25 protein-coding genes are annotated in these 25,000 nt (G+C 61.5%); 13 read left to right on the top strand and 12 right to left on the bottom strand.

Translation table 11 applies throughout. The features are described 5' to 3' along the window. Positions 1-218: 218 nt before the first annotated feature. The 4 genes from H096_RS29625 to H096_RS29640 all read left to right on the top strand — a co-directional run bounded on the left by H096_RS29625 (position 219) and on the right by H096_RS29640 (position 3,278). Positions 219-527, top strand: coding sequence for an arsenate reductase (locus H096_RS29625; protein ID WP_236318523.1), 309 nt, complete (start codon positions 219-221; stop codon positions 525-527). Between the two features lie 33 nt (positions 528-560). Next, positions 561-1,595, top strand: coding sequence for a 2,3,4,5-tetrahydropyridine-2,6-dicarboxylate N-succinyltransferase (gene dapD, locus H096_RS29630; protein WP_033902798.1), 1,035 nt, complete (start codon positions 561-563; stop codon positions 1,593-1,595). A gap of 64 nt (positions 1,596-1,659) precedes the next feature. Further along, a complete protein-coding gene (locus tag H096_RS29635) occupies positions 1,660-2,865 on the top strand; it encodes a cysteine desulfurase (RefSeq protein WP_033902799.1) in 1,206 nt (401 codons plus the stop codon). Beyond that, a complete protein-coding gene (locus H096_RS29640) occupies positions 2,862-3,278 on the top strand; it encodes a SufE family protein (RefSeq protein ID WP_033902800.1) in 417 nt (138 codons plus the stop codon). The genes H096_RS29635 and H096_RS29640 overlap by 4 nt, the downstream gene beginning before the upstream one ends. On the opposite strand, the gene tcdA is transcribed toward H096_RS29640, so the two are convergent. Continuing rightward, positions 3,265-4,074 carry a tRNA cyclic N6-threonylcarbamoyladenosine(37) synthase TcdA gene (gene tcdA / locus H096_RS29645; protein WP_033902801.1) on the bottom strand — a complete coding sequence of 270 codons (810 nt, stop codon included), beginning with the start codon at positions 4,072-4,074 and terminating at the stop codon, positions 3,265-3,267. The genes H096_RS29640 and tcdA overlap by 14 nt on opposite strands. Before the next feature lie 218 nt (positions 4,075-4,292). Here tcdA and H096_RS29650 point away from each other — a divergent pair, with 218 nt between their 5' ends. The 4 genes from H096_RS29650 to H096_RS29665 all read left to right on the top strand — a co-directional run bounded on the left by H096_RS29650 (position 4,293) and on the right by H096_RS29665 (position 9,387). Next, entirely contained in the window at positions 4,293-6,884 is a 2,592-nt protein-coding gene (locus H096_RS29650) for a glycosyltransferase (protein WP_033902802.1), read from the top strand. Between the two features lie 110 nt (positions 6,885-6,994). Then, complete coding sequence (gene dapE / locus H096_RS29655; RefSeq protein ID WP_033902803.1) at positions 6,995-8,146, top strand: succinyl-diaminopimelate desuccinylase; 1,152 nt, start codon at positions 6,995-6,997, stop codon at positions 8,144-8,146. Then, positions 8,146-8,955: a putative RNA methyltransferase gene (locus tag H096_RS29660; protein WP_033902804.1), complete on the top strand. Its 810-nt coding sequence runs from the start codon at positions 8,146-8,148 to the stop codon at positions 8,953-8,955. The genes dapE and H096_RS29660 overlap by 1 nt, the downstream gene beginning before the upstream one ends. 54 nt (positions 8,956-9,009) lie before the next feature. Continuing rightward, on the top strand, positions 9,010-9,387 hold the full coding sequence (locus H096_RS29665; protein WP_033902805.1) for a hypothetical protein: 378 nt from the start codon (positions 9,010-9,012) through the stop codon (positions 9,385-9,387). Positions 9,388-9,441: 54 nt separating this feature from the next. Here H096_RS29665 and H096_RS29670 read toward each other — a convergent pair whose 3' ends face one another. After that, complete coding sequence (locus H096_RS29670) at positions 9,442-9,651, bottom strand: cold-shock protein (RefSeq protein ID WP_032891681.1); 210 nt, start codon at positions 9,649-9,651, stop codon at positions 9,442-9,444. A 182-nt stretch (positions 9,652-9,833) separates the two neighbouring features. Between H096_RS29670 and plsB the strand changes: the two genes are divergently transcribed. From plsB to H096_RS29685, 3 genes are read left to right on the top strand one after another with little or no spacing between them, the layout of a single operon-like run. Beyond that, positions 9,834-12,353: a glycerol-3-phosphate 1-O-acyltransferase PlsB gene (plsB, locus tag H096_RS29675; protein ID WP_033902806.1), complete on the top strand. Its 2,520-nt coding sequence runs from the start codon at positions 9,834-9,836 to the stop codon at positions 12,351-12,353. Positions 12,354-12,404: 51 nt separating this feature from the next. Further along, on the top strand, positions 12,405-12,806 hold the full coding sequence (locus H096_RS29680; RefSeq protein ID WP_033902807.1) for a YbaY family lipoprotein: 402 nt from the start codon (positions 12,405-12,407) through the stop codon (positions 12,804-12,806). A 40-nt stretch (positions 12,807-12,846) separates the two neighbouring features. Then, a complete protein-coding gene (locus H096_RS29685) occupies positions 12,847-13,536 on the top strand; it encodes a DUF4197 domain-containing protein (protein ID WP_033902808.1) in 690 nt (229 codons plus the stop codon). A gap of 65 nt (positions 13,537-13,601) precedes the next feature. Here H096_RS29685 and H096_RS29690 read toward each other — a convergent pair whose 3' ends face one another. From H096_RS29690 to H096_RS29700, 3 genes are all read right to left on the bottom strand, one after another. Further along, positions 13,602-13,811, bottom strand: a complete 210-nt coding sequence (locus H096_RS29690) for a hypothetical protein (RefSeq protein WP_033902809.1) — start codon at positions 13,809-13,811, stop codon at positions 13,602-13,604. A 154-nt stretch (positions 13,812-13,965) separates the two neighbouring features. Further along, complete coding sequence (locus H096_RS29695; RefSeq protein ID WP_033902810.1) at positions 13,966-17,031, bottom strand: efflux RND transporter permease subunit; 3,066 nt, start codon at positions 17,029-17,031, stop codon at positions 13,966-13,968. 6 nt (positions 17,032-17,037) lie between these two features. Next, entirely contained in the window at positions 17,038-18,138 is a 1,101-nt protein-coding gene (locus tag H096_RS29700; protein WP_033902811.1) for an efflux RND transporter periplasmic adaptor subunit, read from the bottom strand. Between the two features lie 93 nt (positions 18,139-18,231). Here H096_RS29700 and H096_RS29705 point away from each other — a divergent pair, with 93 nt between their 5' ends. Then, the gene (locus H096_RS29705) at positions 18,232-18,885 is read left to right on the top strand and encodes a TetR/AcrR family transcriptional regulator (protein WP_033902812.1); all 654 of its coding nucleotides are present in this window, start codon (positions 18,232-18,234) and stop codon (positions 18,883-18,885) included. Positions 18,886-18,929: 44 nt separating this feature from the next. Here H096_RS29705 and H096_RS29710 read toward each other — a convergent pair whose 3' ends face one another. Beyond that, the gene (locus H096_RS29710; RefSeq protein ID WP_033902813.1) at positions 18,930-19,712 is read right to left on the bottom strand and encodes a class I SAM-dependent methyltransferase; all 783 of its coding nucleotides are present in this window, start codon (positions 19,710-19,712) and stop codon (positions 18,930-18,932) included. Positions 19,713-19,808: 96 nt separating this feature from the next. Between H096_RS29710 and H096_RS29715 the strand changes: the two genes are divergently transcribed. Next, complete coding sequence (locus H096_RS29715) at positions 19,809-20,429, top strand: hypothetical protein (protein WP_033902814.1); 621 nt, start codon at positions 19,809-19,811, stop codon at positions 20,427-20,429. 3 nt (positions 20,430-20,432) lie between these two features. Here H096_RS29715 and H096_RS29720 read toward each other — a convergent pair whose 3' ends face one another. The 6 genes from H096_RS29720 to adk all read right to left on the bottom strand — a co-directional run bounded on the left by H096_RS29720 (position 20,433) and on the right by adk (position 24,725). Next, positions 20,433-21,131: an extensin family protein gene (locus tag H096_RS29720; protein ID WP_033902815.1), complete on the bottom strand. Its 699-nt coding sequence runs from the start codon at positions 21,129-21,131 to the stop codon at positions 20,433-20,435. Positions 21,132-21,134: 3 nt separating this feature from the next. Then, a complete protein-coding gene (locus H096_RS29725; protein WP_033902816.1) occupies positions 21,135-21,962 on the bottom strand; it encodes an isocitrate lyase/phosphoenolpyruvate mutase family protein in 828 nt (275 codons plus the stop codon). Between the two features lie 27 nt (positions 21,963-21,989). After that, positions 21,990-22,850: a DUF72 domain-containing protein gene (locus tag H096_RS29730; RefSeq protein WP_033902817.1), complete on the bottom strand. Its 861-nt coding sequence runs from the start codon at positions 22,848-22,850 to the stop codon at positions 21,990-21,992. Beyond that, on the bottom strand, positions 22,850-23,140 hold the full coding sequence (locus H096_RS29735) for a hypothetical protein (RefSeq protein WP_016979856.1): 291 nt from the start codon (positions 23,138-23,140) through the stop codon (positions 22,850-22,852). The genes H096_RS29730 and H096_RS29735 overlap by 1 nt, the downstream gene beginning before the upstream one ends. 160 nt (positions 23,141-23,300) lie before the next feature. Continuing rightward, positions 23,301-23,987 carry a tRNA (adenosine(37)-N6)-threonylcarbamoyltransferase complex dimerization subunit type 1 TsaB gene (gene tsaB, locus H096_RS29740; protein WP_033902818.1) on the bottom strand — a complete coding sequence of 229 codons (687 nt, stop codon included), beginning with the start codon at positions 23,985-23,987 and terminating at the stop codon, positions 23,301-23,303. Positions 23,988-24,077: 90 nt separating this feature from the next. Then, the gene (adk, locus tag H096_RS29745; protein WP_033902819.1) at positions 24,078-24,725 is read right to left on the bottom strand and encodes an adenylate kinase; all 648 of its coding nucleotides are present in this window, start codon (positions 24,723-24,725) and stop codon (positions 24,078-24,080) included. Positions 24,726-25,000: the final 275 nt, after the last annotated feature.

The following is a 25,000-nucleotide window of genomic DNA, read 5'->3' on the forward strand; positions in this document are numbered from 1 at the left end:
ACATCAGGCAACAACTGGCCGTTGAAGTGCCATATTACCCGGCTATGTTACTCGCTGGCTTTTGCACAAAAGTCGCACAGCGCTGACGAGCGGCACCCAAACGCGCTGGTCGTGGCATAATCCGTGACCTTTCGTTTCTACTTGGTCCAAAGGGGGGCAATTCCTTGACCGCTTCAAGCAAAACGTTGCACCTTTTCGGCATCAAAGCCTGCGACACCATGAAAAAGGCGCGCACCTGGCTCGATGAGCACGGCGTCAACTATGAGTTCCACGACTACAAAACGGCCGGTATCGACCGCGAACACTTGACCCAATGGTGCGATGAGCACGGTTGGCAGGTGGTTTTGAACCGTGCGGGCACCACCTTTCGCAAACTCGAAGACGAACGCAAAGCCGATCTCGATCAGTCGAAAGCCATTGAATTGATGCTCGCACAACCCTCGATGATCAAGCGCCCGGTGCTTGATCTCGGTGACAGAACCCTGATTGGCTTCAAGCCAGATAGTTATTCGGCGGCCCTCAAGTAGGCCAGCCCTTTCCATTTTTGTAGAGGTAACAGCATGTCCAATTCCCTGTTCAGCCTGGGCTTCGGCGTCGGCACTCAGAACCGCCAAGGTGCTTGGCTGGAAGTGTTTTACGCACAACCGCTGCTCAACCCGTCGGCAGAAATCGTCGCAGCCATCGCGCCGATCCTCGGCTACACCGAAGGCAACCAGGCGATCACCTTCACCATCAGCCAAGCGCTGCAACTGGCTGATGCGCTCAAGAATGTCGACGCTACCCAAGCCGCGCTGCTCAACCGCCTGGCCGAAAGCCACACGCCGCTGGTCGCCACCCTGCTGGCCGAAGACGCTGCACTGACCTCCACGCCTGAGGCCTACCTCAAGCTGCACCTGCTGTCCCACCGCCTGGTCAAGCCCCACGGCCTGAGCCTGGCCGGTGTGTTCCCGCAGCTGCCGAACGTGGCCTGGACCAGCCAGGGCGCGATCGACATCAACGAACTGGCCGAACGCCAGCTGGAAGCCCGCCTGCGCGGCGAACTGCTGGAAGTGTTCTCGGTGGACAAGTTCCCGAAAATGACCGACTACGTGGTGCCGAGCGGCGTGCGTATCGCTGACGCAGCACGCATCCGCCTGGGTGCCTATGTGGGCGAAGGCACCACCGTGATGCACGAAGGTTTCGTCAACTTCAACGCCGGCACCGAAGGCCCAGGCATGATCGAAGGCCGTGTATCGGCAGGCGTATTCGTCGGCAAGGGTTCGGACCTGGGCGGCGGTTGCTCCACCATGGGCACCCTGTCGGGCGGCGGCAACATCGTGATCAAGGTTGGCGAAGGCTGCCTGATCGGCGCCAACGCCGGTATCGGTATCCCGTTGGGCGACCGTAACACCGTGGAATCGGGCCTGTACGTCACCGCCGGCACCAAGGTTGCGCTGCTGGACGAGCAGAACCAACTGGTCAAAGTGGTCAAGGCACGCGAACTGGCCGGCCAACCGGACCTGCTGTTCCGCCGCAACTCCGAGACCGGTGCCGTGGAGTGCAAAACCCACAAATCGGCCATCGAACTGAACGAAGCGCTGCACGCTCACAACTAAGCAGCCACTCGATGCCCCTAGCGGGCCCCGACCCTGGGGCTCGCTTATACGAGTCTTGAACACCATGCTAGTGCCCTCCCCCTGGCGCGCCGACTTTCCGGCCATCGCCACCCTGCAACGGCAAGACCAGACCTACCTGGACAACGCCGCCACCACGCAAAAACCCCAGGCTTTGTTGGATGCCATCAGCCATTACTACGCCAACGGCGCAGCCAATGTGCACCGCGCCCAGCATTTGCCAGGCGCCCATGCGACCCAGGCGTTCGAAGACAGCCGCAGCAAGGTCGCACAGTGGTTGAATGCAGGCGACAGCGGGCAGATCGTGTTCACCCACGGCGCAACTTCTGCGCTGAACCTCTTGGCCTATGGCCTTGAGCACTTATTCAATGCGGGCGATGAGATTGTCATCAGCGCCCTGGAACACCACGCCAACCTGCTGCCCTGGCAGCAACTGGCCAAGCGTCGCGCACTGAACCTGGTGGTACTGCCACTGGCTGATGACGGCGTGATCGACCTGGCTGCCGCTGCCGAGCTGATCGGCCCGCGCACGCGATTACTGGCAGTGAGCCAGCTGTCCAACGTGCTCGGCGCCTGGCAGCCACTGGAAGCCCTGCTGGCACTCGCCCAGCCCCACGGCGCCCTGACCGTGATCGACGGCGCCCAAGGCATCGTCCATGGTCGTCACGACGTGCAGGCGCTGGGTTGCGACTTCTATGTGTTTTCCAGCCACAAACTGTATGGCCCGGACGGCGTCGGTGTGCTGTTTGGTCGCAATGAAGCGCTGCACCACGTACGCCACTGGCAGTTCGGCGGCGAGATGGTGCAACAGGCCGATTACCACAGCGCCAGCTTCCGCCCGGCGCCCCTTGGCTTTGAGGCCGGCACCCCGCCGATTGCCAGCGTGATCGGCCTGGGCGCCAGCCTGGATTACTTGAGTTCGCTGGATCAGCCGGCAGTGATCGCCCATGAAGCGGCGTTGCATGACTACCTGTTGCGCGGGCTCAAGGCGCGCAATGGCGTGCACGTGCTGGGTTCGCCCCAGGTGGCGTTGGTCAGCTTTGTGGTCGATGGCGTGCATAACGCCGACCTCGCGCACCTGCTGACCGAGCAAGGCATTGCCGTACGCGCCGGGCATCACTGCGCCATGCCGTTGCTCAAGGCGATGCATCTGTCAGGGGCGATTCGCGTGTCCCTGGCGCTGTATAACGATTCCGATGACCTGGAACGCTTCTTTGAAGCGCTGGATCAAGCGTTGGATATGCTGCGATGAGCTTACCGGTGGATGCCGCAGCCGCACTTGAGGCGTTTCAGGCCGTCGGCAGTTGGGAGCAGCGCGCGCGGATGCTGATGCAATGGGGCGAGCGTCTGCCTGCCCTGGCCGATGAGGATAAAGTCGACGCCAATCTCGTACAGGGCTGCGAAAGCCTGGTGTGGCTGGTCGCAGAATTGCGCGATGGCCACTGGCAGTTCGCCGCCAGCAGCGACGCACGGATGATTCGTGGGTTGGTGGCGTTGCTGCTGGCGCGGGTCAATGGCCTGTCCGCCGCAGAATTGCAGGCGGTGGATCTGCCTGACTGGTTTGCACAGTTGGGGCTGTCCCGCCAACTGTCACCGTCGCGCAGCAATGGCCTGAATGCCGTGCTGCAGCGCATGCGGCAACTGAGCGCCGTTACGACGCCTTGACCCGCTCGGAAGGCCGGCGCACTCCGGCCACAATCTTGTCCACCGCCTTGGTGGCCGCCACCATGCCGAACGTGGCCGTCACCATTATCACCGCACCAAAACCGCCCGCGCAGTCCAGCTTCACGCCATCCCCGACAAAACTCTTCTGCAAACAGATGCTGCCGTCCGGCTTGGGATAACGCAGCTGTTCGGTGGAAAACACACACGGCACGCTGTAATGGCGGGTCACGGTACGGGAGAAGTTGTAGTCGCGGCGCAGGGTCGAGCGCACTTTCGAGGCCAACGGGTCATTGAAGGTGCGGTTCAGGTCGCAGACCTGGATCAACGTCGGGTCGATCTGCCCGCCGGCGCCGCCGGTGGTGATGATCTGGATCTTGCGACGCTTGCACCAGGCGATGAGCGCGGCCTTGGCGTTGACCGCGTCGATGCAGTCGATCACGCAATCGATGTCCGGCGTGATGTATTCGGCCATGGTGTCGCGGGTCACGAAATCCGCCACCGCATGCACGGTGCAATCCGGGTTGATGCCGCGCAGGCGCTCCGCCATCACCTCGACCTTGGGCTTGCCCACGGTGCTGTCCAGCGCGTGCAACTGACGGTTGCTGTTGCTCACGCAGACGTCATCCAGGTCAAACAGCGAAATCTCGCCCACCCCGCAACGGGCCACGGCTTCCGCCGCCCAGGAGCCTACGCCGCCAACGCCGACAATAGCCACATGGGCTGCTTTCAAGCGTTCCAGGCCTTCAATGCCATACAAGCGGGCGACGCCTGCAAACCGCGGATCTTCTGTGCTCATGACCATTACCCCAAAAACCGGCGCGCATTATAGGGCTACGCAGCGACAAGTTCGAAGCTTCAAGCTACAAGTTAAGAACTAAGATGGCCTTTCGCTGACTAATGTCCGGTTTTTCTCTGCTTGCTGTACGGTCAGGGAAGGGCCGGTGTAGGATGCGCGCCGTTCGGCGCAGGCCGAAACCTCTTTTCGTTCCACACCCTTTGGAACCCGAAATAGCCATGGCATCGCGTAAATTTGGACTCAACCTGGTGATCGTGCTGGCAATCGCCGCGCTGTTCACCGGTTTCTGGGCGCTGATCAACCGCCCCGTCACCACCCCCAACTGGCCTGAACAGATCTCCGGTTTTTCCTACTCGCCGTTCCAGCAAGGCCAGTACCCGCAGAAAGACCAGTACCCGACCGACGACCAGATGCGTCGCGACCTCGAGATCATGAGCAAGCTGACGGACAACATCCGTACCTACTCGGTCGACGGCACTCTGGGGGATATCCCCAAACTGGCGGAAGAATTCGGCCTGCGTGTGACCCTGGGGATCTGGATCAGCCCGGACCTTGAGCGCAACGAGCGGGAAATCCAGCGCGCCATCGAAATCGCCAACAGCTCGCGCAGTGTGGTGCGGGTGGTGGTCGGCAACGAAGCGCTGTTCCGTGAAGAAATCACCCCAGAAGCGCTGATCGTGCTGCTGGACCGGGTGCGCGCCGCCGTGAAAGTGCCGGTGACCACGTCCGAGCAATGGCACATCTGGGAGAAAAACCCACAACTGGCCAAGCACGTCGACCTGATCGCCGCGCACATCCTGCCGTTCTGGGAATACATCCCGATGGACAAGGCCGGCCAATACGTACTCGACCGTGCCCGCGACCTGAAGAAACTGTTCCCGAAAAAACCGCTGCTGCTGTCGGAAGTCGGCTGGCCGAGCAACGGCCGTATGCGCGGGGGTAATGAAACCTCCCCCGCCGACCAGGCGATCTACCTGCGCACGCTGGTGAACAAACTGAACCGCCAGGGCTTCAACTACTTTGTGATCGAGGCCTTCGATCAGCCGTGGAAAGTCAGCGACGAAGGCTCGGCGGGCGCTTACTGGGGCGTGTACAACGCCGCACGCCAGCAGAAATTCAACTTTGAAGGGCCCGTGGTCGCAATCCCGCAATGGCGCGTGCTGGCCATTGGCTCGGTGGTGCTGGCCCTGCTGTCCCTGACCCTGCTGATGATCGACGGCTCGGCCCTGCGCCAGCGTGGTCGCACCTTCCTGACCTTTATCGCGTTCCTCTGCGGTTCGGTGCTGGTGTGGATCGGCTACGACTACAGCCAGCAATACAGCACCTGGTTCAGCGTCACCGTGGGCATCCTGCTCGCCCTCGGCGCGCTCGGCGTGTTTATCGTGTTGCTGACCGAAGCCCACGAACTGGCGGAAGCGGTGTGGACCCACAAGCGTCGGCGTGAATTCCTGCCGGTCGAGGGGGATTCGGACTACCGTCCGAAAGTGTCGATCCATGTGCCGTGCTACAACGAGCCGCCGGAGATGGTCAAACAGACCCTCGACGCCCTGGCCGCCCTGGATTACCCGGACTACGAAGTCCTGATCATCGACAACAACACCAAAGACCCGGCGGTATGGGAACCGGTGCGCGACTACTGCGAAACCCTGGGCCCGCGCTTCAAGTTCTTCCACGTCGCGCCCCTGGCCGGTTTCAAGGGTGGCGCGCTGAACTACCTGATTCCGCACACCGCCAAGGACGCCGAAGTGATCGCGGTGATCGACTCGGACTACTGCGTGTCGCCGAACTGGCTCAAGCATATGGTGCCGCACTTCGCCGACCCGAAAATCGCCGTGGTGCAGTCGCCGCAGGATTATCGCGACCAGAACGAAAGCACCTTCAAGAAGCTCTGCTACGCGGAATACAAGGGCTTCTTCCATATCGGCATGGTCACTCGCAACGACCGTGACGCGATCATCCAGCACGGCACCATGACCATGACCCGTCGCTCGGTGCTTGAAGAACTGGGCTGGGCCGACTGGTGTATCTGCGAAGATGCCGAACTGGGCCTACGCGTATTCGAGAAAGGCCTGTCGGCGGCGTATTACCACGACAGCTACGGCAAGGGCTTGATGCCGGATACCTTTATCGACTTCAAGAAACAGCGTTTCCGCTGGGCCTACGGCGCGATCCAGATCATCAAGCGTCACACCGCAAGCCTCTTGCGCGGCAAGGACACCGAGCTGACCCGTGGCCAGCGCTACCACTTCCTAGCGGGCTGGTTGCCGTGGGTGGCGGATGGCATGAACATCTTCTTCACCGTCGGCGCGTTGTTGTGGTCGGCGGCAATGATCATCGTGCCGACGCGGGTTGACCCGCCGCTGCTGATTTTCGCGATCCCGCCGTTGGCGTTGTTTGTGTTCAAGGTCGGCAAGATCATCTTCCTCTACCGTCGTGCGGTAGGCGTGAACTTGAAGGATGCATTCTGTGCGGCCCTGGCCGGGCTGGCGTTGTCGCACACCATCGCCAAGGCGGTGCTGTATGGCTTCTTCACCACCAGTATCCCGTTCTTCCGTACCCCCAAAAACGCGGATAACCATGGTTTCTGGGTGGCGATTTCCGAAGCGCGCGAAGAAATGTTCATCATGCTGCTGTTGTGGGGCGCGGCGCTGGGGATTTACCTGGTGCAGGGCCTGCCAAGCAATGACATCCGCTTCTGGGTGGTGATGTTGCTGGTGCAGTCGCTGCCGTATGTGGCGGCACTGATCATGGCGTTCCTGTCTTCGCTGCCTAAACCTGCGGCGGCGCCGGAACCCGCGCCAGCGGCGTAAAAACTTGCGCAATGCACTAAACGGCGGCCTCTGGCCGCCGTTTTGCTATAAGATAACGGCCGTTTTGTGCGCCTTGCCTGCTCATTTATAAAAGCTCCGGAGTTCCCCCCATGACGGCCCATGCCGACCTTTCGCCGACCCTTCAACTTGCCATCGACCTGATCCGTCGTCCGTCGGTCACGCCGATCGACGCCGATTGCCAGAAGCTGATGATGCAGCGCCTGGGCGACGCCGGTTTTGCGCTTGAGCCAATGCGCATCGAAGACGTGGACAACTTCTGGGCCACCCACGGCAAGCACGAAGGCCCGGTGCTGTGCTTCGCCGGCCACACCGACGTGGTGCCGACCGGCCCGGTGCAGGCCTGGCAGAACGACCCGTTCGACGCGTTGATCGATGAAAACGGCATGCTCTGCGGGCGTGGCGCGGCAGACATGAAAGGCAGCCTGGCGGCGATGCTGGTGGCGTCGGTGCGTTTTGTGGCCGACTACCCGGACCACAAGGGCTCGGTAGCCTTCCTGATCACCAGCGATGAAGAAGGCCCGGCGCACCATGGCACCAAAGCCGTGATCGAACGCCTCGCAGCGCGCAAGGAGCGCCTGGACTGGTGCATCGTAGGCGAACCGTCGAGCACCACCCTGGTCGGCGATGTGGTCAAGAACGGCCGTCGCGGCTCTCTTGGCGCGACCCTGACCGTACGCGGCGTGCAAGGCCACGTGGCCTACCCGCACCTGGCGAAGAACCCGATCCACCTGGCTGCGCCGGCACTGGCCGAATTGGCCGCCGAACATTGGGACGACGGCAACACCTTCTTCCCGCCGACCAGCTTCCAGATCTCCAACCTCAATTCCGGCACCGGCGCGACCAACGTGATTCCGGGTGACCTGACGGCGGTGTTCAACTTCCGTTTCTCCACTGAATCCACTGTTGAAGGCCTGCAGCACCGCGTTGCGGCGATCCTCGACAAACACGGCCTGGACTGGCACGTGGAGTGGGCGCTGTCGGGCCTGCCGTTCCTCACCGAGCCGGGCGCGTTGCTGGATGCGGTCTCGGCCAGCATCAAGGCGATCACCGGGCGTGAGACCCAGGCGTCCACCAGTGGCGGTACCTCGGACGGACGTTTCATCGCCACCCTCGGCACCCAGGTGGTTGAGCTGGGCCCGGTCAACGCGACGATCCACCAGGTCAACGAACGCATTCTGGCCAGCGACCTCGATGTGCTGACCGAAATCTACTATCAGACCCTGATCAAGTTGCTCGCCTGATGCTCGCGTGCCCCCTTTGCAGCGCACCGCTGAACGCGGTGGACAATGGCGTGGCGTGCCCGGCCGGACACCGTTTCGACCGCGCACGCCAGGGTTACCTGAACCTGTTGCCGGTGCAGCACAAGAACAGCCGCGACCCCGGCGATAACCTGGCGATGGTAGAAGCGCGCCGCGACTTCCTCAACGCCGGGCACTACGCCCCGGTGGCCAGGCGCCTGGCCGAACTGGCCGCCGAGCGCGCACCGCAGCGCTGGGTCGACATCGGTTGCGGCGAGGGTTACTACACCGCGCAGATCGCCGACGCCCTGCCCCACGCCGACGGCTACGCGTTGGATATCTCCAAGGAAGCGGTCAAGCGGGCGTGCAAGCGCACCCCGTCGCTGACCTGGTTGATCGCCAGCATGGCCCGAGTGCCGTTGGCGTCAGGCAGCTGCCAGTTTCTCGCCAGCGTGTTCAGCCCATTGGATTGGGAAGAGGCCAAGCGCCTGCTCAGCCCCGGCGGCGGCTTGATGAAGGTCGGCCCGACCAGCGGCCACCTGATGGAGCTGCGCGAACGCCTGTACGACGAAGTGCGCGAGTACACCGACGACAAGCACCTGGCTCTGGTGCCGGACGGCATGAGCCTGGCGCACAGCGAGACGCTGGAATTCACCCTGAGCCTGGCCGAGCCCCAGGACCGCGCCAACCTGCTGGCCATGACACCCCACGGTTGGCGTGCCAGCGCCGAGCGCCGTGCACAGGTGATCGAAGCGGCCGAGCCGCTGGTGGTCACTGTGTCGATGCGCTACGACTATTTCGTGCTTCAATAACTGACTTTCCAGCATCCGCGAATGGATTTTCGAATCCCGCAACGAGGAACATCCATGCGCCAACCCGATATCGAGATTTACCTGAAGGACGCCGACGTCGACCACAAGGCCATCGCCGCCTGGCTGGGCGCCGCCCTGGGCCCGTGCTCCGACTGGGTCCAGAGAGGCCAGACCTACAAATGCAAGGCCGGCAATGTGCCGGTTACCTGGCTGCCCAAAGCCGTCGGTAAATGGAACAGCCTGTACCTGGAAAGCGACCAGACGCCGTGGGATGACGACATCGCCTGCGCCCGCGCTGCGTTTGCTGCGCTGAACGTGGAAGTGCGTTGCGCGCCGGGGACTTGGGTTGAGGAAGAAGGTGAAGAAAGCGCTGATACCTGGATTCGCATCAGCGAGGACGGTGAAGAGCAGATCACCTGGAAAACGGCTTAAAGCAGCGGCAAGCTGCAAGTCAAAAGCTTGTAGCTTGCAGCTTGCCGCTCGGCCTTACAGACCGACCACATCCTCCGCCTGCAACCCCTTCTCGCCGGTCACCACGGCGTATTCCACCTGCTGGCCCTCAGCCAGAGAGCGGTGGCCGTCACCGCGAATGGCGCGATAGTGCACAAACACATCCTTGCCATCTTCACGCTGGATAAACCCGTAACCTTTTGCATCGTTGAACCACTTCACATTGCCGGTTTCACGCGTTGCCATCTGTCTTACTCCCACATGCATTTTTATTGTTGAGTCGCTCGCATTGAACTGCCGAGTATAAGACAGGCTCAAAAACGATCAACTCAAGTTTACATCGCTGCTTTTTTGCCGATTTTCGGCGAATACGGCACACTACCCGCCCGAGCGCCTGCTCGGTTTTTTCCACTTGAAGCAGCACGCCTATGACCCGTTCCCCGTTCCGCCGTCTAGTGTTCGGCACCTTGCGCCGACTGTTGTACCTCTGGGTTCGCTCGGAGACGATCAACCAGTCGTCCCTGACCCTTAACCTGGACCGCAGCCGGCCGGTGTTCTACGTCCTGCAATCGCCCTCCCTCACCGAATTGGCCGTGGTCGACGCCGAGTGCACCAAGGCCGGTCTGCCACGCCCGGTGCTGCCGGTATCGGTCGGCCCGTTGATGGAACCGGCGGCGTTCTTCTACCTCACACCGGAACCGGACTGGCTCGGTCGCCAGGACAAGCGCGGGGCGCCACCCACTCTGACCCGCTTGGTCAACACCCTCACCGAACACGCGGAAGAGAATGCACAAATCATTCCCGTGAGCGTGTTCTGGGGCCAATCCCCCGAGAGCGAGTCCAGCCCGTGGAAGCTGTTGTTTGCCGACAGCTGGGCCGTCACCGGGCGTCTACGCCGCCTGTTGAGCATCTTGATCCTCGGTCGCAAGACCCGGGTGCAATTCTCTGCGCCTATCAACCTGCGTGAATTGATCGAGCACAATAAAGGCCACGAACGCACCGTGCGCATGGCCCAACGCATCCTGCGCGTGCACTTTCGTAACCTGAAGACGGCGGTCATCGGTCCGGATTTGTCACACCGGCGCAACCTGGTGAAGGGCCTGGTCAACATGCCCCTGGTGCGCCAGGCCATTGCCGATGAGGCCGAGCGGGAGAAGATCAGCCCGGAAAAAGCCAAGGCCCAGGCCCTGCGCTACGGCAACGAGATCGCCTCGGACTACACCTACACAGCGATCCGCTTCCTCGAAGTGGTGTTGAGCTGGTTCTGGAACAAGATCTACGACGGCATCAAGGTCAATAACATCGAAGGTGTGCAAAAGGTTGCCCAGGGTTACGAGGTGATCTACGTGCCTTGCCACCGCAGCCACATCGACTACCTGTTGCTGTCCTACCTGCTGTTCAAGAACGGCCTGACCCCGCCGCACATCGCCGCCGGGATCAACCTGAACATGCCGGTGATCGGCAGCCTGCTGCGCCGTGGCGGTGCGTTTTTCATGCGCCGCACCTTCAAGGGCAACCCGCTGTACACCTCAGTGTTCAACGAATACCTGCACACCCTGTTTACCAAGGGTTTCCCGGTGGAGTACTTCGTCGAGGGCGGTCGCTCACGCACCGGGCGCATGTTGCAGCCGAAGACCGGGATGTTGGCGATCACCCTGCGCAGCTTCTTGCGCTCCTCGCGCATGCCAATCGTGTTCGTGCCGGTGTACATCGGTTATGAGCGCGTACTCGAAGGCCGCACCTACCTGGGCGAGCTGCGCGGCGCGAGCAAGAAGAAAGAATCGATCTTCGACATCTTCAAAGTGGTCGGCGCGCTCAAGCAGCGCTTTGGCCAGGTCGCGGTCAACTTCGGCGAGCCGATCAAGCTGGCCGAATTCCTCGACAACGAACAACCGGACTGGCGTTCCCAGGAACTGGGCCCGAACTATAAACCCGCCTGGCTCAACGAAACCACCAACCGCCTTGGCGAACAGGTGGCGCGCCACTTGAATGAAGCAGCGGCGGTGAACCCGGTGAACTTGGTGGCTCTGGCGCTGCTGTCCACCACCCGCCTGGCCTTGGATGAACAGGCCATGGCGCGCCAGCTGGACCTGTACCTGGCGCTGCTGCGCCGCGTGCCCTACTCGCCCCATACCACTCTGCCGGAAGGCGATGGCCTGGCGCTGATCAAGCACGTCAAGGACATGGACCTGCTGTCGGAACAGAGCGACGCACTGGGTAAGATCCTGTACCTGGACGAGCAGCATGCCGTCCTGATGACTTATTACCGCAACAACGTGCTGCACATCTTTGCCCTGCCGGCGCTGCTGGCGAGCTTCTTTCAGAGCAGTTCGCGGATGAGCCGCGACCAGATCCTGCGCTACACCCACGCGCTGTACCCGTACCTGCAATCGGAGCTGTTCATTCGTTGGTCGCTGGAAGAACTGGACACGGTGATCGACCAATGGCTGGAGGCCTTCGTCGAACAAGGCCTGCTGCGTTTCGAAAACAATGTGTACCTGCGCCCGGCGCCAAGCTCGCGGCACTTTGTGCTGTTGACCTTGCTGTCCAAGAGCATTGCCCAGACCCTGCAACGTTTCTACATGGCGATTTCGCTGCTGCTCAACAGTGGCCAGAACAGCATCAGCGCCGAAGAGCTGGAAGACCTGTGCACGATCATGGCCCAGCGCCTGTCGATCCTGCACGGCCTCAACGCCCCGGAATTCTTCGACAAGAGCCTTTTCCGACATTTCATCCAGACCTTGCTGGAGCAAGATGTGTTGCGCCGCGACGAGGCCGGCAAGCTGAGTTATCACGACCTGCTCGGCGAACTGGCCGAAGGCGCGGCGAAGCGCGTGTTGCCGGCGGAGATTCGCCTGTCGATCCGCCAGGTGGCGTTGCATCGAGTGGATGGCGCCGCTGAAGCACCGGTCGAACCCGCAGCCACTGCACCTGAAGAAACCCGCTAGATTTAAAGAGGCGCCGGAGGGATTCCGGCGCCGTTGAAAAGGAGCAACACCATGAAAAAGATCATCCTCCTGGGCCTGACTGCCCTGCTCGGAGCCTGCCAATCCATGAGCCCTGCCCCCAAAGCCAGCCTTGATGGCGAAGTGTTCTACCTGCAACGCATCGCCCTTCCACCGACCGCGACCTTGAGCGTCAGCCTGCAAGACGTGTCGTTGATGGACGCCCCGGCCGTGACCCTGGCCGAGCAGAAAGGCCCGGTCAAAGGCCAGGTGCCGCTGCCGTTTCACCTGAGCTACGACCCGGCGCAAGTCAAACCCGGCCACACTTATTCGGTGAGCGCTCGCATCGAAGTGGAGGGCAAGCTACTGTTTATCACCACCGAACGGCACGCTGTGCAGCTCAACGGCCAGGACGTGCAACCGTTGCGCCTGCGGGTTGATGCTGTCGCCCACTGACAGTCTCTAGAATTTAAGCCAGATCAAAAAGGAAGCGCCCATGCTCCGTAACTCCCTTCGTCTTACTGCCCTGTGTGCCGGCCTGCTGTTCGGCGCCAACGCCATGGCCCTGGACTTGAGCAGCCTGTCCCAGGGCGACGCCAGCGGCGGCCTCAAGGACGCCCTGACCCAAGGCGCGCAGATCGCCGTGAAGCAACTGGGCGTACCCGGTGGTTTCAGCAACAACCCGGAAGTGAAGATCGGCCTGCCTGGCAAGCTGGGCAAAGTTGCCGACAAACTGAAAATGTTCGGCATGGGCGACCAGGTGACCCAGCTGGAGACCAGCATGAACAAGGCCGCCGAAACCGCCGTGACCCAGGCCCAGCCGATCCTGGTCAACGCCGTGAAAAACATGAGCGTGACGGACGCCAAGGGCATTCTCAGTGGCGGTCAGGACTCAGCTACCCAGTACCTCAACAAAAGCAGCCGCGAACAGATCCGCGCCAAGTTCCTGCCGATCGTCAAGGCGGCAACCGACAAGGTCGGCGTCGCCCAGCAATACAACGCCCTGGCCGGCAAAGCCGCGGCCTTTGGTGCAGTGGATGCCAAAAGCGCCAACGTCGAAAACTACGTGACCGAACAGGCGCTGGACGGGTTGTTCAAGATGATTGCCAAGCAGGAAGAAACCATTCGCGAGAACCCTGCGGCCGCCGCAACCAGCCTGGCGAAGAAAGTCTTCGGCGCGCTGTAAACCGAAAATAAACCCAGGCAGGTGTGGGGGGCTCACCTGCCTGGCTTCAAGTGGTTCTTCTACGATCAGAAGAACTTTCCTAGGCCAAAACCACCAAACGCGATCATGCCCAGGGGCATGACACCGAAGCCGATGGCCAGGCTCTTGCCGGGCTTGCAAGAGTCCTTGCAAGGATCCCTGCAAGGGTCAGGCTTGGCCGGTTGAGGCTTGCTGGGTCCGCAGGGGTTGCTGTTGCACGCGGACCGGGAAGAGCTGACATTGATATCAATTTTCATGAGCACTCCTTGAATCATCAGATTTAAGCTCCCACCGGCAGGGGTGAAGCCCTACCGGCGGAAGACCTGGCAATCAGGTAATCAATGAGTGGCCCCCGCCTTGGAAGCGTTCCCGCCTCCGTAGCTTCTTTGTGAAATCCCCTACGACAACTCTTTACACGGCCGGTGGCTTGACTCGGAACCAGGCTGCGTACAAGGCCGGTAAAAACAATAACGTCAGCGCCGTCGCCACAATCAATCCGCCCATGATCGCCACGGCCATGGGCCCGAAAAACACACTGCGTGACAGCGGAATCATGGCCAGCACCGCCGCCAGGGCTGTCAGCACAATCGGGCGGAAACGTCGGACGGTCGCCTCGATGATTGCCTGCCAGGGCGCCAGGCCCGCCTTGATGTCCTGTTCGATCTGATCCACCAGGATCACCGAGTTACGCATGATCATCCCGGACAGCGCGATAGTCCCCAGCATGGCCACAAAGCCGAACGGCTGGCGGAATACCAGCAGGAACAGCGTCACACCGATCAGCCCCAGCGGCGCTGTCAGGAACACCATGGCCGTGCGTGAGAAACTGCGCAGTTGCAGCATCAACAGGGTCAGCACCACCACGATAAACAGCGGCACGCCGGCTTTGACCGAGTTCTGGCCACGGGCCGAGTCCTCGACTGTGCCGCCAACGTCCAGCAGGTAGCCATCCGGCAGTTCGGCACGTACGCCTTCAAGGGTCGGCAGAATCTGCTGGACCAGCGTCGCCGGCTGTTCCTTGCCATAGATGTCAGCGCGCACGGTCACCGTGGGTAAGCGGTTGCGGTGCCAGATGATGCCTTCCTCGAAACCGTATTCAAGGGTGGCAATCTGCGACAGCGCTACGCTTTTGCCATTGTCGGTCGGCACCGCCAGGCTGGGCAGCAACGACAGCTCGGTGCGTTCATGCACGGTGCCGCGCAGGAGGATCTCGATCAATTCGTTGTCCTCGCGGTATTGGCTGACGCTGGAGCCGGTCAACGAACTCTGCAGGAATTTCGACAGGTTGGCCGTGCTCACACCAAGGGCACGGGCGCGATCCTGATCGATATTGAGGTAGACGATCTTGCTCGGTTCTTCCCAGTCCAGGTGCACGTTGACCACGTGGGAATTTTCGCGAACCTTCGCCGCAACTTTCCGAGCCAGGGCGCGGACTTCTTCAATATGTTCGCCGGTCACACGGAACTGCACTGGGTAGCCCACGGGCGGGCCGTTCTCCAGGCGCGTGACCCTTGAGCGCAGGTCGGGGAATTGTTCGTTGAGGGTTTCGATCAGCCAGGTGCGCAGGCTTTCACGCTCCTCGATGGTTTTGGCCAGCACAACAAACTGGGCAAAGCTGGCGGCTGGCAGTTGTTGATCCAGCGGCAAGTAGAAACGCGGCGAACCGGTGCCGACGTAAGCCACGTAATTGTCGATGCCCGCGTGTTCCTTGAGCAAGGCTTCCAGGCGCTTGACCTGGTCGGCGGTGTTGCTCAGGGAAGCCCCTTCGGCCAGCTTCAGATCGACCATCAGCTCCAGACGGCCAGAAGCCGGGAAGAACTGCTGCGGCACAAAACGGAACAGCGCCACCGAGCCGATAAACAGCAACAGGGTCAGGACAATCACGGTTTTACGCCGACGCACGCACCACTCCACCAAGCGTCTTACTCGCTGATAGAAAGGTGTGCCGTAGGGATCCGGACCATCGGTGCCGTGCTTGGCGGCATGAATCTTCGCCAGGTCCGGCAGGAGTTTTTCCCCCAGATACGGCACAAACACCACCGCAGCCACCCAGGAGGCGAGCAAGGCAATGGTCACCACCTGGAAGATCGAACGGGTGTATTCGCCGGTACTCGATTGCGCGGTGGCAATCGGCAGGAAGCCCGCTGCGGTGATCAGCGTACCGGTGAGCATCGGGAACGCAGTGCTGGTCCAGGCAAAGCTCGCGGCCTTGAGCCGGTCGTAACCCTGTTCCATCTTGATCGCCATCATTTCCACGGCAATGATCGCGTCGTCCACCAGCAAACCCAACGCCAGCACTAATGCGCCGAGGGAAATCTTGTGCAGGCCGATACCGAGGTAATACATGGTGGCAAACGTCATCGCCAGCACCAGCGGAATCGCCAGGGCCACCACCATGCCGGTACGCACGCCGAGGGAGAAGAAACTCACCAGCAACACGATGGCCAGCGCTTCGGCCAGTACCTGCACGAATTCGCCGACACTGGTTTTCACCGCTGCCGGTTGGTCCGACACCTTGCGCAGCTCCATGCCGGCCGGAAGGTTCTTCTGCAGGCGTGCGAATTCGCCTTCCAGGGCTTTGCCCAATACCAGGATATCGCCGCCGTCGCGCATGGCCACGGCCAGGCCGATCGCGTCTTCGCCCATGTAGCGCATGCGCGGTGCCGGTGGGTCATTGAAGCCACGGTGGATGTCGGCCACGTCGCCGATGCGGAAGGTTCGATCACCTACGCGAATCGGGAAGTTGCGGATCTCTTCCACGCTCTTGAAGTTGCCCGAAACCCGCAGTTGCACACGCTCGCTCGGGGTTTCGAAGAACCCGGCGGTGGAGACAGCGTTCTGTTCCTGTAACGCCTGCTGTACCGCCGCCAGCGGCAAACCGAGGGTGGCCAGCTTGAGGTTGGACAGTTCGATCCAGATCTTCTCGTCTTGCAGGCCCAGCAGCTCGACCTTGCCCACATCCGCCACGCGCTGCAGCTGAATCTGGATACGGTCGGCGTAGTCCTTGAGCACGGCGTAATCAAAGCCGTCGCCGGTCAGGGCGTAGATATTGCCAAAGGTGGTGCCGAATTCATCGTTGAAGAACGGCCCCTGGATATCCGGCGGCAAGGTCTGGCGGATATCGCTGATCTTCTTGCGCACCTGGTACCACAGCTCGGGAATCTGCGCCGAATGCATGGAGTCACGGGCCATGAAGGTGACCTGGGATTCGCCGGGGCGCGAGAACGAGACGATGCGCTCGTACTCACCGGTCTCCATGAGTTTTTTCTCGATGCGTTCGGTGACTTGCCGCGAGACTTCCTGGGCCGTGGCGCCGGGCCAGTTGGTCTTGATCACCATGGCCTTGAAGGTGAACGGCGGGTCTTCGCTTTGTCCCAGCTTGGAGTAGGACAAGGTGCCGACCACTGCCAGCAGGATCACCAGGAACAGTACGATCTGGCGATTACGCAACGCCCATTCGGAAAGATTGAAACCCATCGGGGACTACTCCTTGGCCGCCAGATTCACCACACGGTTGGAGCGATCCACCGGGCGCACTTGCTGGCCCTCATGGAGCACATGCACACCCGCAGCAATGACCCAATCCGTGGCGCTCAAACCCTCCAGTACCGGCACGGTTTTTTCTCCGAAGGCACCGATGCGGACCGGTGTGCGCTTGAGGGTGTTGTCTGGCTGTACACGCCACACGTAGGACGCACCGTTCTCCGCGCTGAGGGCCGACAGTGGGACCGATAGTGGAACATCGCCGTCGACCTGTATGAACACCCGGGCGCTCTGGCCCAGTTCGGCCGGGACCTTGCCGCCGATAAACGCCACACGGGCAGCGAACGTACGCGACTTTGGATCGGCAGCCGGCGACAGCTCACGAATGCGACCGCTGAAGCGCTGGTCGGGCTGGCTCCACAGCTCGACCGATACCGGCTGGCCGATCTTGAAACGACCAAAACCCTGCTCCGGCAGGCTGATCAATACTTCGCGCTCGCCATCGGTAGCCAGGGTGAACACGGTCTGGCCGGCGGACACCACCTGGCCGACTTCCACCGCACGCTTGGCCACCACCCCGTCCTGCGGCGCACGCAGCACCGCATAGCCGGCCTGGTTGCTGGCCACGTCGAACTCGGCTTTGATCTGCTTGAGACGGGCCTCACCGGATCGATAGAGATTTTCGGAATTGTCGTACTGGGAACGGCTGACCATCTGACGGTCCATCAGGGTCTTGTAGCGGTCACGCTCGGCGCGCACCAGGCTAAGGTTGGCCTCGGCGGCGGCGACTTGGGCACGGGTCGCTTCCAGTTGCAGGCGCACGTCCTGAGGGTCGAGTTCGGCCAGCGCCTGATTGGCCTTGACCCGCTCGCCCTCTTCCACCAAGCGCTTGCTGACTTTGCCACCGATGCGAAAGGCCAGGTCTGGCTCATAACGGGCGCGCACTTCACCGGGGTAGCTGTCCATCGACTGTGCAGAAGGCTGTGGCTGCACCACCATGGCCGGACGGAGGGTGGTCTGGGCCGCTTCTTCATGACCGCATCCGGCCAACAGGAAGACCAGACTGACAGGCAACGCAAAGGGCAGGAAAGTACTGCGCATGCTGTAGGACCTTTCGCAAATGAAGCTAAGAATAATTATACTGGCGGGTATGTTATTAATACCAAACTCACCAGTCCAGCATTAAAGGTGAAAATGTCCGACAATCCCGTAAACACCAATAGCCCCGGGCGCCCCAAGGACATGGCAAAACGCCAGGCAATCCTCGAAGCAGCGAAAATCCTGTTTTTGAGCAATGGATACGCCAGTACCAGCATGGATGCCGTGGCCCTTGAGGCCGGCGTGTCGAAACTGACCGTGTACAGCCACTTCAACGACAAAGAGACCTTGTTCACCGCCGCAGTGGTGGCCAAGTGCGAAGAGCAACTGCCGGTGATGTACTTCGAGTTGCCTGCGGGCATGCCCGTGGAGACTGTGTTGCTGAATATCGCGCGAGGGTTCCATCGCCTGATCAACAGCGAGGAATCGGTCAACCTGCATCGCCTGATGATGACCACCGGCAATCAGGACGTGAAACTCTCGCAGATTTTCTTCGAGGCCGGTCCCATGCGCATGTTGCAAGGCATGGAACGCCTGCTCGGCAAGATCGACCAGAGCGGCGCACTGAGCATCGACAAGCCCTTTACGGCGGCCGAGCATTTTTTCTGCCTGCTCAAGGGCACGGCGAATTTCTGCTTGCTGTATGGCTGCGGCGGGCAACTGAGTGAAGAAGCCGCCGAAGCGCATGTGCAGGAGGTGGTGGGGTTGTTTATGCGGGCGTATAGGAGGGAGGCAGCGGCAAGCGGTTAGCTGCAAGCTGCAAGTTGAAAGCGCTTTTGCTTGCCGCTTGCCGCTTAAACCTTGAGCGCTTTCTTGGGGTAGATGTCATACCGGCTGGACTTGCCATCTAGCGCATGGCTCGGCTTAGGCCCTTCGATGCACGGCGCCTTGCGCGGACGCTTGACCACCACACGGTGGCTGGCCAGGGCCAGGGCGGCCGCCAACAGCGCCGGCGCGTCCGGATCATCCCCCACCAGCGGCCGGAACAGGCGCATTTCCTTTTTCACCAGGGCGGTTTTCTCACGGTGTGGAAACATCGGGTCGAGGTAGATCACCTGGGGCGGCTCGCCTTCCCAGTCGCGCATCACGTCGATGGAGTTGCCCTTGAGCAATTTCATGCGCGCCACGATCGGCGCTACCTCAAAATCATCCGCGCCTCGCGCCAGACCATCCTCAAGCAAGGCGCCGATCAGCGGCTGACGCTCGATCAGGCTCATCTCGCAGCCCAGGCTGGCCAGCACGAAGGCGTCCTTGCCCAGGCCAGCCGTGGCGTCCAACACCCGTGGACGCACGCCTTGGGCGATGCCCACGGCCTTGGCGATCATCTGCCCGCTGCCACCACCGTACAGGCGCCGATGCGCCGCGCCGCCTTCGACAAAGTCCACCCGCACCGGCCCCGGCGCGTCAGGCCCGAGCTGTTGCAGCTGTAGGCCGTGCTCGCCCACTTGCAGGGAAAAGTCCGCATCCGCCAGGCGCATCGGCAACCCGAGCAGTGTTGCCCACTGCTCGGCACGGCCCTGGAACGCTTCGCCCAAGGCCTCGACCTGGATGCGGCTGGCCGCTGGTTGTTCGCTCATCAATCGCTACGCTCAAAAATATTAAGGATCGGCAAACAGCGGCCGATAAAAACAACAGTCAGGTATTTTGCCAGAGCTGAGCGTCGACCGAGAAAAATGTCAGACATTCTTCCCCTAACCATCGGTGTACTGCCGACCCACAACCACTACGGCCTGCGCAATACCCAAGCGCTGGCCGGGGTGAGTCATGTGTGGCAGGACTTCTTCGCCCGCGCGTTGGCCGAACAGCTCGGCGATACGCCGGACGCGCTGGCAGTGCAGGCGCCGGCACCGGCGGACCCAGCGGTAGAACCCAGCGCCGGCGCCGACCTGTTGTCGCAGATCCTCACCCAGCGTGAGTGCGACGTGAAAGACACCGAAATTGCCCCACCAGAACCGCTGTTCCTGCCGATCGCCGAGTTCGAAACCGAGCTGCTGCCACCGGCTGCCACGCCGTTCCCGCAAGAAGAAATCGTCGCCCAGCAACGCCAGCAGAACTTCGAAAGCGGTTGGGTGCGCCCGATTGTGCTCACCGCTGGCGAACCGCTGCCAGAGCCAGGTCCGGCGCCGGAGCCACGCCCACTGCACCTGCCCATCGCCGAATTCGAACTGGACCTGCTGCCGCCGGCTGCCACGCCGTACCCGACTGAAGAGCTGGTCGCTCAGCAAAAGGCGCTCGACTTCGACTACTACTGGGCGCGCCCGCTGGTCACCCAGAACCTGCGCCTGGCCGCCTGACACTCAGCGACACACCCACCAACGCCCCATATCCAGATGGAAATGGTTGCGGTGCGCGGCGTTGTAGTCCGGGCTCAACACCACGTTGAAATCATCGCAGGCACTGTCGCGGACCTGACGCAGGAAGCGCGCCTTGTCGCCCTCCCCCGGCCAATCCTTGAGCACGCTGATACTGCGCCCGTCCGCCAGGCGAAAACCGGCGATGTCCAGGGCATTGGCGGACGCATGCTGGCTGAGTCGCCCTTCGGCGCGGTTATACATATTGCGGCAGGCAAAGCTGCCCAGATGATCGACCCGCGTCACCGCCTGGCCGAACACAGCCTGGGCCGCCGGCTGCAGGCTGTGGCGCTCGAACAGGGCGAACGCCACCGCCAGCGGGCAACTGGCGAGAAAACTGCTGCTCAGCCCAACCGCGGCCCCCTGAACGCGCAAGGTATTGCGCAGCGGACACGCGGCATCGGCGGGTGTATCGGCTTGATGACTGACGCGCAGGCCCGAGGTTTCCAGCACTTGGTCGCACAACGCAGGGTCATCCTGTAGGCGCCCCAGCTTGTAGCGGGTCAACAAGTTCGGGCTGGCGCGCACATCCAGCGGCGCCCAAGGATTCCAATCAGCCGGCAGAGGCACCCAGCCACGCCAGACGCCAACGGCAAAACCGCCCGCCAGGATCAGCAGCACGCCCATCACTTTGAAAAAGCGCATCCCTTAGCCCTTGAAGAACTCGTTGGCCTGACTGAAGGGCATCTTGCGCTCGGTAAAGGTGAACGTGCCCAGTTCGTACACTTCCTGGGCGGCACGATAGAACTCGCCATAGGCCGCCAACGCCAGGGCCGAGCCGACGCTGATCCGCCGCACGCCCATCGCGCTGAGCTGCGCGACACTGAGGTTCAAGCCGCCGGACATCAACACGTTCACCGGCTTGGGCGCCACCGCCTTGACCACCGCCAGCACTTCTTCGGCACTGCGCAGCGCCGGCGCGTACAGCACGTCGGCACCGGCTTCGGCGTAGGCTTGCAGGCGGCGGATGGTGTCAGGCAAATCCAGGCGACCATACAGGAGGTTTTCCGCACGGGCCGTCAAGGTGAACGGGAATGGCAGGCTGCGCGCGGCGGCCACCGCAGCTTCGACGCGCTCGACGGACAGGTCGAAAGGATAGATCGGATCGGCGGCAATGCCCGTGGCGTCTTCAATGGAGCCGCCGACAATGCCGGTGGCGGCGGCACGCAGGATGGTCTGGGCGCAGCCTTCGGGGGTGTCGCTGAAGCCGTTCTCCAGGTCAGCCGCTACCGGCAACGCCGTGGCCTGGGCAATCATGCGGGCGTTGATCAAGGTGTCGTCCAAGGACAACGCACCTTCCGCATCCGGGCGCGCCAGGCTGAACGCGTAGCCCGCACTGGTGGTGGCGAGGGCTTCAAACCCCAGGCTGGCCAGCATCACGGCGGAGCCTGCATCCCACGGGTTGGGCATCACGAACGCGCGGTCACGCTCGTGCAAGGCCTTGAAGGTTTCGGCGCGAAGGGTTTGGGCATCCATGTCTGGCTCCTGGCGGGAAAAGGAGCCCTAGAGTAACCCCAGTTGCTCCACGGCGGGAGCACGATCCAAGGTCGGCAGCGGCGGCAGACCCGGCAGGCGCGCCATCAGTTGGTCGTGGAAACGCAGGGCCAGTTGTGCGGCGAGGCGATTATCCGAGGTGTGCAGGAACACGTAGGGGGTGCGGCCTTCTTCGATCCACCCGGCGACTTTTTCCACCCACGGCATCAGGAATGGGTCGTTGGCTTCCAGTTCGGGATGACCGATAAAACGCACTTGGGGAAACTGCGTCAGGGCCGCCGGCCGGGTTGGCACCTTGGGCTTTTTCGATTGGGCGTGCAGCACGGCGGCCGATGTAGACGTGCAACTGAACAACGCACGCGGGTCCAGGCAGATGCGCTCCACACCCCGGTCCCGTAACAAGCGGTTAAGCATGCGCTCGGCATCGCCTTTGGCGAAGAATTCCGAATGACGCACTTCCACCGCCATGGGCCGCTCAAGGCCATCAATGAAGCCTGCCAACTCCCCCAGACGCTGCGGTGTGAACGTCGCGGGCAGCTGCAACCACAGCGGCGAGACCCGTTCACCCAGAGGGCTCATCAAACCCACAAAGCTTTCCGCAGCCGGTAGCTGCTCAATCAGGTTGCCGCTGTGGCTGATATCACCGGGAAACTTGGCCGTGAAACGGAAATCGTCGGGCATGATTTCAGCCCAGCGTTGCACCGTGGCGGCCGAGGGTCGTGCATAGAACGTGGTGTTGCCTTCAACGGCGTTGAAGACCTGGGAGTAGAGCGCGAGGTAGTCGCTGGAACGGGCATCGGCGGGGTACAGGTATTCGCGCCAGGCGTTTTCACTCCAGGACGGGCAACCGAGGTAGTAAGGCAGGCGCATCAGATGTGGATGTCGAGGCCCAGCACTTCCATATCCCATTCGACAAAACCGGCGGTGGTCAGGTAGCTGGCCAGGGCGGTGGCGACGCTTTTGCTCATGGAGCGCGGGAAGACCATGTCTTGCTGACGGGCGGGAAGACCGCTGATACGGGCTTGAGCGTTGGCTTGGGCGTCGGACTGGACCTCGATGAAGTCCGGCGAATCCTCGACAGACTCGTCTACCGTGACGTTTGCCTTACGCGGCTTGCGCTTGATTGGGTAAGACTGTGAGGAAAAGCCATCAATACGCATGGGCGCGAACTCGCTATCAGTAATGGCATTTTGGCAGCATCATCCGTGGTGCGCAAATGCTCTGGTGATAACTAGAACACATAATTTGAAAAAGGTTTAAAACCGGGGCCAAATTCTGACGATTGGTGAATTTAGCCCCAAATTGCCATCATTTTTGACGTCAAATAATCCCGCGTTCAGCCTTTGTCTGCGCCACCTTATCGCGTAGATAAACCGGAGCCGCTTGGTCCGCTGGAATTGCCTCTCCCCGATCAAATGCAAAACGCGCGAGGGCCAGCAAATCTTCAGCATGCGGCAACATCGCAGCGTCCTGGCCAATCAAAGGCACCGCGATGCGCTCGCCGTAACCCCAACCGGTGCCAGCACCGAACCAGTCACCACTGGCATCACCCGGCAATACGGACGACTCAGGCGGCTGCACGGCTTCTACACCCACCAGGCGCATCTCGCCTGCCGTTTCGCGGTAACAGCCCCAGTACACCTCATCCATGCGTGCATCGATAGCCGCCGCAACCTGATGAACGCCATGTTCACGCAAGGCGCGCTGGGCCAGTACGGCCAGGTTGGACACCGGCAATACCGGGCGTTCCAGCGCAAATGCCAGGCCCTGCACCACACCGATGGCAATACGCACACCGGTAAACGCACCCGGACCACGGCCGAAGGCGATGGCATCCACCGCAGCCAGCGTAGTGCCGGCGTCTTCCAGCAGCTGCTTGATCATTGGCAACAGCTTCTGCGCGTGCAGACGCGGGATCACCTCGTAGTGGCTCGTCACCTTGCCATCGTGCAGCAGGGCAACGGAGCAAGCTTCAGTCGCGGTGTCCAGGGCCAGCAGGGTACTCATCGGTGTGGGTGTCCAAGTCGAAAAAAAGTGCGCCAGTATAAACAACAACGGCCCGCAAGCGGGCCGTTATCCGTGAAGCCGGTGGAGCGATCAGCTCAGTGCTTGCAGCACTTTGGCCGTGATCGCTTCAACCGAGCCGACGCCAGGAATATGGCTGTACTTCGGCTTGCCGTGGGCGGCGGACAGCTTCTGGTAGAAATCCACCAGCGGCTTGGTCTGCGAATGGTAGACCGACAGACGATGACGCACGGTTTCTTCGGTGTCGTCTTTACGCTGTACCAGGTCTTCGCCGGTCACATCGTCCTTGCCTTCCACTTTTGGTGGGTTGTAGACGGTGTGGTACACGCGGCCCGAGGCTTCGTGAACGCGACGACCGGCAATGCGCTGGACGATCTCTTCATCTTCCACCGCGATTTCAACCACCGCATCCAGCTCAACGCCGGCTTTCACCAGGGCTTCAGCCTGGGGAATAGTGCGTGGGAAGCCGTCGAACAGGAAACCGTTCTTGCAGTCTTCCTGGCTGATGCGTTCCTTGACCAGGTTGATGATCAAGTCATCGGAAACCAGGCCACCGCTGTCCATCACGCTCTTGGCGATCAGGCCCAGCTCGGTGCCGGCCTTGACCGCCGCACGCAGCATGTCGCCAGTGGAGATTTGTGGAATGCCGAATTTTTCAGTGATGAACTTTGCCTGAGTACCTTTACCGGCCCCGGGAGCTCCCAGCAGAATGACGCGCATTGATGTGCTCCTCAATTTTTTATAGAGATGGTGCTCGGATTCGCCGCGTGGGGCCAATCGCGTAAAAATAGAATTCGGGCCGCCCAAACGGCCAAAGGCTGATCAAGATACACAGCAGGCCTTAACCACACAAGCCGCCAAAAGTCGCAGGAACCCGCGCAGGGCATGCGTCATAGGTAGGGTGTGCCTGAGTGCAACCCGGCCCCATAAATGCCAACTGCCCTTTTCAGGGCAGCCGCTGCGGTTTATCTGCAAGCCATTGAGAACACGCAAAA

This window comes from Pseudomonas sp. FH1, assembly GCF_000510895.2.
In the GTDB taxonomy this organism is placed as follows: domain Bacteria; phylum Pseudomonadota; class Gammaproteobacteria; order Pseudomonadales; family Pseudomonadaceae; genus Aquipseudomonas; species Aquipseudomonas azotoformans_A.